The 6543-nt window shown below is 62.3% G+C and carries 8 protein-coding genes and 1 tRNA gene; 7 read left to right on the top strand and 2 right to left on the bottom strand.

The window, feature by feature from the left end; genetic code table 11:
• Nucleotides 1–250, bottom strand: a 250-nt coding sequence (locus tag O0K41_RS09605) for an NAD(P)H-dependent oxidoreductase (protein ID WP_308304494.1), incomplete at its 3' end; no start/stop codon positions are given.
• A 127-nt stretch (nt 251–377) separates the two neighbouring features.
• Here O0K41_RS09605 and O0K41_RS09600 point away from each other — a divergent pair.
• A complete protein-coding gene (locus O0K41_RS09600) occupies nt 378–1370 on the top strand; it encodes a LysR family transcriptional regulator (RefSeq protein WP_049449057.1) in 993 nt (330 codons plus the stop codon).
• An 81-nt stretch (nt 1371–1451) separates the two neighbouring features.
• On the opposite strand, the gene O0K41_RS09595 is transcribed toward O0K41_RS09600, so the two are convergent.
• On the bottom strand, nt 1452–2522 hold the full coding sequence (locus tag O0K41_RS09595; protein WP_164222279.1) for a DUF4241 domain-containing protein: 1071 nt from the start codon (nt 2520–2522) through the stop codon (nt 1452–1454).
• Nucleotides 2523–2646: 124 nt separating this feature from the next.
• Between O0K41_RS09595 and O0K41_RS09590 the strand changes: the two genes are divergently transcribed.
• The 6 genes from O0K41_RS09590 to O0K41_RS09565 all read left to right on the top strand — a co-directional run bounded on the left by O0K41_RS09590 (nt 2647) and on the right by O0K41_RS09565 (nt 6541).
• Nucleotides 2647–2736: transfer RNA gene (locus O0K41_RS09590), tRNA-Ser, on the top strand.
• Nucleotides 2737–2819: 83 nt separating this feature from the next.
• Nucleotides 2820–4343: a site-specific integrase gene (locus O0K41_RS09585; protein ID WP_032971218.1), complete on the top strand. Its 1524-nt coding sequence runs from the start codon at nt 2820–2822 to the stop codon at nt 4341–4343.
• On the top strand, nt 4343–5074 hold the full coding sequence (locus tag O0K41_RS09580; RefSeq protein WP_006375976.1) for a hypothetical protein: 732 nt from the start codon (nt 4343–4345) through the stop codon (nt 5072–5074). Before O0K41_RS09585 ends, O0K41_RS09580 begins: the two co-directional genes overlap by 1 nt.
• A gap of 105 nt (nt 5075–5179) precedes the next feature.
• Nucleotides 5180–5533 carry a hypothetical protein gene (locus O0K41_RS09575; RefSeq protein ID WP_012480712.1) on the top strand — a complete coding sequence of 118 codons (354 nt, stop codon included), beginning with the start codon at nt 5180–5182 and terminating at the stop codon, nt 5531–5533.
• Nucleotides 5534–5640: 107 nt separating this feature from the next.
• Nucleotides 5641–6297, top strand: a complete 657-nt coding sequence (locus O0K41_RS09570; RefSeq protein WP_049400621.1) for a DNA N-6-adenine-methyltransferase — start codon at nt 5641–5643, stop codon at nt 6295–6297.
• Nucleotides 6290–6541, top strand: coding sequence for a hypothetical protein (locus tag O0K41_RS09565; protein WP_006375905.1), 252 nt, complete (start codon nt 6290–6292; stop codon nt 6539–6541). The genes O0K41_RS09570 and O0K41_RS09565 overlap by 8 nt, the downstream gene beginning before the upstream one ends.
• Nucleotides 6542–6543 lie beyond the last annotated feature (2 nt).

Below are 6543 nucleotides of genomic sequence, written 5' to 3'. Positions count from 1 at the left end.
GCGCGCCGATCACCACGATGTCAGCCTCCAGGAACTGCTGCATCACCTGTTCAGCATCGGTCGCCTCGGCGGCATCGGTCCTGGCCAGCGAGCTGCTGCGCAGATGCGGTACCGGATTGGCGTCAAGATCGCGATAATCGACCTGCAGGCCATCGATCTGGCCCGTGAAGCGGGCGACCACGGCGGCCGACAGCTGGCGCGAGACGGAATTGTCGCCAAGCACGCTGGCGTCGAGATGCAGAAGCTTCATGGCAGTCACCTATGTTCTGGAGGGAAGGGGCGGGGTGGCCCCGCCGACGGAGAGAACGATAGGTTGTTGCAAAGGCGGAATAAAGGTGATTGAATGCCACGTATTGTTCTAGATATGGAACTCGGGCATGCATGACCTGAATGATCTGTACTACTTCGCGATGGTGGTCGACCACGGCGGATTCGCCGCCGCCGAGCGCGCACTGGGTATTCCCAAGTCGCGACTGAGCCGCCGCATCAGCCAGCTGGAAACCGACCTGGGCGTGCGCCTGCTGCAGCGCTCCACGCGCCGTTTCGCGGTCACCGACGTCGGCACCAGCGTGCACCGCCATGCGCAGACGATGCTGGCCGAGGCTCAGGCCGCGCGCGAAGTGGTGGACCGGCTCAGCGCGGAACCGCGCGGCGTGGTGCGCGCCAGCGTGCCGGTGTCGCTGGCGCAGATGCAGCTGCCCAAGCTGCTGCCCAAGTTCCTTGAGCAGTACCCGAAGGTGCGCCTGCAGCTGAACATCAGCAACCGCCGCGTGGACATCATCAACGAAGGCTACGACGTGGCCCTGCGCGTGCGCTCGCGCCTGGACGATGACGGCAGCCTGGTGATGCGCAGCTTCGGCCAGGTGCAGGAATTGCTGGTGGCCAGCCCGAAGTACCTGGACCGCGCCGGTCGCCCCAAGGACCCGGAAGAGCTGACCCAGCACGTCACCCTCAGCATCAGCGAAGACGAAGCCCGCCAACGCTGGGAGCTGCACGGGCCGGAAGGCGAGGTTCGCCGGGTCGACCTGCAGCCGCGCGTGGCCGGCTTCGACTTCCCGCTGCTGCAGAGCATGGTGAAGGACGGTTTCGGCATCACCATGCTGCCGGAAACCGTGTGCGCCGACGCCGTGCGCAACGGCGAGCTGGAAGTGGTGCTGCCGGACTGGTCGCTGCCGCAGGGCGTATGCCACGCCGTGTTCGCTTCGCGCCGCGGCCTGCTGCCGGCTGTGCGCGTGTTCATCGACTTCCTGGCCGAGCACCTGCCGCCGCAGCTGGAAGCCTCGCGCCTGGATTGCGGTGGCGCCTGTGAAAAGGCCAAGGAGCGGATCAGGGCCAGTGCACTGGGTGCGCTGGCGGTGGACGCGGGCTGAGGTACCTACCCGCAACTGCACCGCCGATCTGTGAAACGGTAGCGCCGGGCCATGCCCGGTGTTGCTGCTTTCTGGCGCCGATTAGTTCCGCCCGAACAGCCGGTCCCAGAAGCTGCGCCGCGGGGGTGCGGCCGGTGTGGGCTCGGCAATGACCGGCGCTTCCAGCACCGCCATCAGTTCCGCGCTGCGCGGCTTCTTCAGGAAGCGCGCGTAGTCCAGATAGCTGGTCACCTTGCTCATGTGCAGGCGCTCGGGCATGGCCGGCAAGGCGCCGCCCTGCAGCAGTATCCGCAACGCCTCTGGGCGGTCCAGACGGATCGCCTCGAACAGGGCGGTGCCACCGCATCCGGGCTCAATCTGGTTGGCGCGCTGTGGCGCATCCTTCAGCAGCTCTCGCAGCGCATCCGGGTCATCGTGGTCCACGGCCGCTACAAGCCGTGCCAGCGCTTCAGCCTCTTCAGGCGGAAGGCTGTCGCGATAGGCCTGGTCGGCGATCTCGCGCTCGTCGCGCCCATCACCGCGCTGGATGCACAGGAAATCGGTGACCAGAGCGACCGGAATGCCGGACGTATCCAGCCCCCAGTAGCTGGGATAGACACCGTCGCCCCAGCCGCTGGTGAATACGACCAGGCCATGCGGTGAGTCCTCGCCCCAGGGACGGTACTCGGCGCCTTCATCCAGGCCGTCATGGTCGATCAGCGCATCCGACCACGCGTTGTCTTCGTCGCCATCGGCCTGTTCGATCAGGGCCAGCAGCGCCCGCTGGGTGTCTGTATCCATGAAGCAGCCGATACCAGCGTCGACCGGATAGCCAATGAAGCTGTCTTCATCCAGGCCGGTCAGATCCTGCGTGGTCCAGCGCGCCATCTGCCAGTGCAGGGCGGTTGCGCTGAGGGCTTCGCGGGGCTTGAACCAGACCACGGCCAACGCCGGGCGGCCGCTGTGCACGATGACTTCGACCGGATGTCGGCCCAGCGGGGCGGTGTAGTCGGCCAGCGCGGGCGCCTCGGCCTGGACCAGCGGATCGCAGACCACCAGATGCCCGCTGCTGACCGGCAGGTGCCCGGCGAACGTGCGATGCAGGGCCATTGCGGCCAGCTGGGTGTCGTCCAGCAGGGTGGTGCGCAGGTTGGCCAGATCGAGATGGGCCATGGCGGCTCCGAGTGCGGTGAAGGCCCCCACCGTGCCGGATGCGGAGGACACGGGCAAGGTGGTCTTGGGCAAATGCCCTTCACGTGCGAGAATACGCCGCTGCCCGGGCGACCGGGACCCGATTGGAGAGATGGCCGAGCGGTTTAAGGCACCGGTCTTGAAAACCGGCGAAGGGTTAAACCTTCCGTGGGTTCGAATCCCACTCTCTCCGCCAATCCTTAGTAAGTGTTTGTTTTTAAACGACATTTTTTAAGGTCTTGAAGGGCGGCTTGGGGCACAAATCGGGGCACAACTCCGATGCGATTACCAAGCTATCTCACTCGCTCTTCCACAGGTCGTTACCAGTTTCGCATGCGCGTTCCGACGGACATGCGCGGTATCGTCGGCAAACCTTTCGTCAAGCATCCCTTGGGCATCCAACTGCATAGCGCAAGAGTGGCTGCCTTGGCCATCGCGCAGCGTTATGCTCAAGCATTCGATGCCATCAGGGATGGGTGCATGACCAAGAAGGGACTCACGGTTGAGGATGTTCTGCGCAGCGTCGCGGAGAACGGCTCCCGGCGTTATGAAATTGACTTGCCGGGCTTCCGTCTTCGGACCACGGATGCGGCCGACCATGCTCGAGCAATGGAGGCGCTGGAAGAAATCGGCAAGTTCCACTTCCGTGATACGGGTGCAGTTCCGGCGGCGGCTGGGCCAAACCCGTTGGAATCAGCGGCGGCGCAGCCCCTGCCATCTGAGACCATCAGCCTGATCGATGCGAAGCGAATCTGGCAGGATAAAGTCGCCGCCGAGGACATCGAGGTCAAAACGGTCGGCATCAAACTGCTTCCCGTGACAGAGCTGATCGAGTTCTTGGGCGCCGAGCGCGAGCTGCACACCATCACGCGGCCTGAGATGGCCCGCTTCTACGACCATTTGGCCAAGCGCGGGTTAACGCGTTCTACGCTCAACAATCGCCAGAGCTACCTCGCAGGAAAGAGAGGATTCTTCACTTGGGCAATGGCTTCAGGCTACGTGCTCAAGGGAGACAATGTCGCCGCAGGTCACGTCAGCGTTTCGATGGCGGAGAAGCGCAAGCGCAGAAAATTTGGCTTCCAGGCCTTTACCTTGGATCAGGTTCATCAACTCTTCGCGCCTGATAGCTTCAAGCAGCTTTCAACGGGAGCGCGCTGGGCGGCTTTGTTGGGCCTGTATACGGGCGCCCGGGCAGGTGAGGTGGGGCAGCTGTTTACCCTGGACGTCAAGGAAGAGGAGGGAATCCCGTGCATACGGTTTACCGATGAGGGGGAGGATCAGCGATTGAAGACCGATGTTTCCAATCGGGTCGTCCCGTTGCATCCCGACCTGATCAAGCTTGGTTTCTTGGACTACGTCGCCGAACGAAGGGAGAGCGGGGACTGGCGATTGTTTCCGCAGGCTGACAGTAAGGCGAAGAATGGTGCGGGGAACTGGATATCGAAGGCGTTCAGCTACTACCTCCAAAAGCACAGTGGTGGGTGGTCGAAAGCGAAACGTGGTTTCCATAGTCTCCGAAAGACCGTGATTCAGGAGATGCAGGGCAGCGGTGTGGCCTCTGAGATGCGAGCCCAAATCGTCGGCCACGAATTGGACGACGAACACCACGCGACTTACAGCAGGCCCTTTACGGTGAGTGAGAAGCTCAACGGTGCCGGAGGAACGCCAGCTTTGGGTGTCCTAGATTACGGAATCGACCTGGAGGCGCTGCGCACCCTGCCGGCGCGCAAGGTCGGGCGGCGAAGCAGCAATGCTGCCGCGCGCTCTTCAAAGGTCGGCCGTAAGGGGAGCGAGCCGAACTAATGGCCCTTACTGCTGCTGATGCTTACCGCCGCGCCATCGATCGCTTTCTCGGCAAGCTCTCTGGCACCGAAAACGTGGGCCAGATGGAGAAGAAGATCGCAGACCATTTGCGCCTAGCGAAACAGCGGCCCAAGGTGGACGTGGCGTTGAGCTTCAATGAGGCCGCTGGGGTGTTGGCGATCAGCACGGCCCAATTGCAACACCTCTTGAAGGAACACTCCCCAAAAGGGACGCTGTTCACGGTGAAGGGAACTCGCAAGCGCTCGACCACCCTTGTTCCGTTGATGGCCTGGGCAGCCGAGCTCAAGGCTAAGGGCCTGTGGAAGCCGTTGAGCGAACGGGGCGTTGCGATCGACACCCTCCTAACTGCAGAACTGCCGTTTCTGGTGGCCAAAGGGTCCAAGGCTAAGCAGTTCTTCCTGGAGCCACTGACTGACCAACCCATCAGCGATGCGTTAATTCGCCAGCTCCAAGCATTGGGCGTGCAAATAGGGCTTGGGATTCGGGTCTGCACGCTGACCGAGGCCTTCGCCCAGCCTTGGCAAAACCCTGACGTCAAGCGCCAGTGGGTGGACGCATTCAACAACGCAGCCCAAGCCCAGGCCAGCCGTCTGCGGGACCTGGCTCAGCAGCTCGACGCCTCGCGAGCTGGGGTGATCGAACAAGCGCTGCACGAACGCCTGCAGCCGGCGCCTCCAAAGATGCCCGACAAGCGCAATGGGCGAATGTAACGGCTGCTAACGGATATTGGAGGCCTCCAATATCCGTATCGATGGAGGCTCTCAGTTCGGATGATTACTCCAACGCCTCGGTGGTCGGGGCGATGGAGCAAGCCGATGGGCCTCGATATGTATGCGGTCAAGACCCGCACTGATGTGCGAGATCGCACTCAAGAACTATTTTTCTACTGGCGAAAGCATCCGAACCTTCATGGTTGGATGTTCAAGTTGCACAGTGCTAGGACGGGGCAGGTTGATCCCTTCGATTTCAACCAAGTTCCCGTATTCCTTGGATTGGACGATCTTGATGCGTTGGAACAGGCTGTGCTGAACGATGATTTGCCTTATACCCAAGGCTTCTTCTTCGGTGAATCGGATCCCGATCGAGCTGAAGAAGATCTGGACTTCATTGCGCAGGCCCGCGCATTGATCAACGACGGTTGGGACGTGTTCTACAACTCTTGGTGGTAACCCGCCGCCAGCAGCGCCTCTCGGGCTGGTTCAAGCCCAACTCCCAAAACCCATTCTTCAACGCGGCAACGCAGCCGTGCTGACGGAGCCTTGCCTGGAGAATCCTCATGCAGCCCAAGTCCAACGTTCTGCCGTTCAACGCAGCAACCCGCTCCAAGCGCCTCGTAGCGGCTAAACCCACCCGGCTCACCTCCGTTTGCTACAAGGCAAGCGACAAGGCCCACACGAGCGTCGATTGGTATACCCCGCCTGCCATCGTCAGGGCGCTGGGGGGAAGGCGCGGCTTTGACCTCGATCCTTGCACGCCCGAAGACCCGTCGCGGCTGCCCGCACCCACGGCCAGCCGGATGATCCCGCCGAGCCAGGACGGCTTGGCTACGCCGTGGCCCAAGCAGGCATTCGTGTGGATGAATCCGCCTTACGGAAAAGGGATTGAGAAGTGGTTGAGCAAGCTGGCCAACCACCCCGGCGGCGGTATCGCCCTGGTGCCGGTCAACATGGAGACGGGATGGATGCACGACTGCGTGCTTTCCCACCCCAACGCGACGGCGATCCTGTTCACCCGTGGGAGGCTGAGGTTTGTGCGTCCCGACGGAACCACCGGCACGGCAGCGCCGTCGGGATCGTTGGTGGTGACTTACGGCAAGCGCGCCGCCGATCACCTTCAGCAAGCGCAGGCGAGCGGTGCGTTGCACGGGAAGTTCTTTGCCATCCAGCGGGTAGGGCAGGTGGCCACGGCGAACCAGGAGAGCTCCAATGGCTGATCGCTGGAACGTTGTTGTCTTGGGCCGCGCGACGGCCGAATTGGAAATCCGAATCGACGCGGACTCAGAGGCGGCAGCCTTGGAGATTCTGAACTCGATGGGAGTGGCTGACATTCATGCCGGTGGCTGGCGTACCGAGTTGGAGGAGATCTACGGCTTTGTGGAGGTCATCAGCCCCGATGGTTCCGAACGCGAAGATCTCAACTGGCCTTGTCCAACCATGCGCCACCACCTCAACTATTAGGA

The organism is Stenotrophomonas sp. Sm2128 (assembly GCF_030985535.1).
GTDB classification, from domain to species: domain Bacteria; phylum Pseudomonadota; class Gammaproteobacteria; order Xanthomonadales; family Xanthomonadaceae; genus Stenotrophomonas; species Stenotrophomonas maltophilia.
The sequence above is the reverse complement of the archived record's forward strand: the minus strand, read 5'-3'. Positions and strand labels throughout refer to the sequence as shown.

Excerpts from the sequence above, each read along its gene's own strand:
- O0K41_RS09585 (WP_032971218.1), top strand. The coding sequence starts at position 2,820 with ATGCGATTACCAAGCTATCTCACTCGCTCTTCCACAGGTCGTTACCAG.
- O0K41_RS09595 (WP_164222279.1), bottom strand. The coding sequence starts at position 2,522 with ATGGCCCATCTCGATCTGGCCAACCTGCGCACCACCCTGCTGGACGAC.
- O0K41_RS09575 (WP_012480712.1), top strand. The coding sequence starts at position 5,180 with ATGGGCCTCGATATGTATGCGGTCAAGACCCGCACTGATGTGCGAGAT.
- O0K41_RS09570 (WP_049400621.1), top strand. The coding sequence starts at position 5,641 with ATGCAGCCCAAGTCCAACGTTCTGCCGTTCAACGCAGCAACCCGCTCC.
- O0K41_RS09580 (WP_006375976.1), top strand. The coding sequence starts at position 4,343 with ATGGCCCTTACTGCTGCTGATGCTTACCGCCGCGCCATCGATCGCTTT.
- O0K41_RS09565 (WP_006375905.1), top strand. The coding sequence starts at position 6,290 with ATGGCTGATCGCTGGAACGTTGTTGTCTTGGGCCGCGCGACGGCCGAA.
- O0K41_RS09600 (WP_049449057.1), top strand. The coding sequence starts at position 378 with ATGCATGACCTGAATGATCTGTACTACTTCGCGATGGTGGTCGACCAC.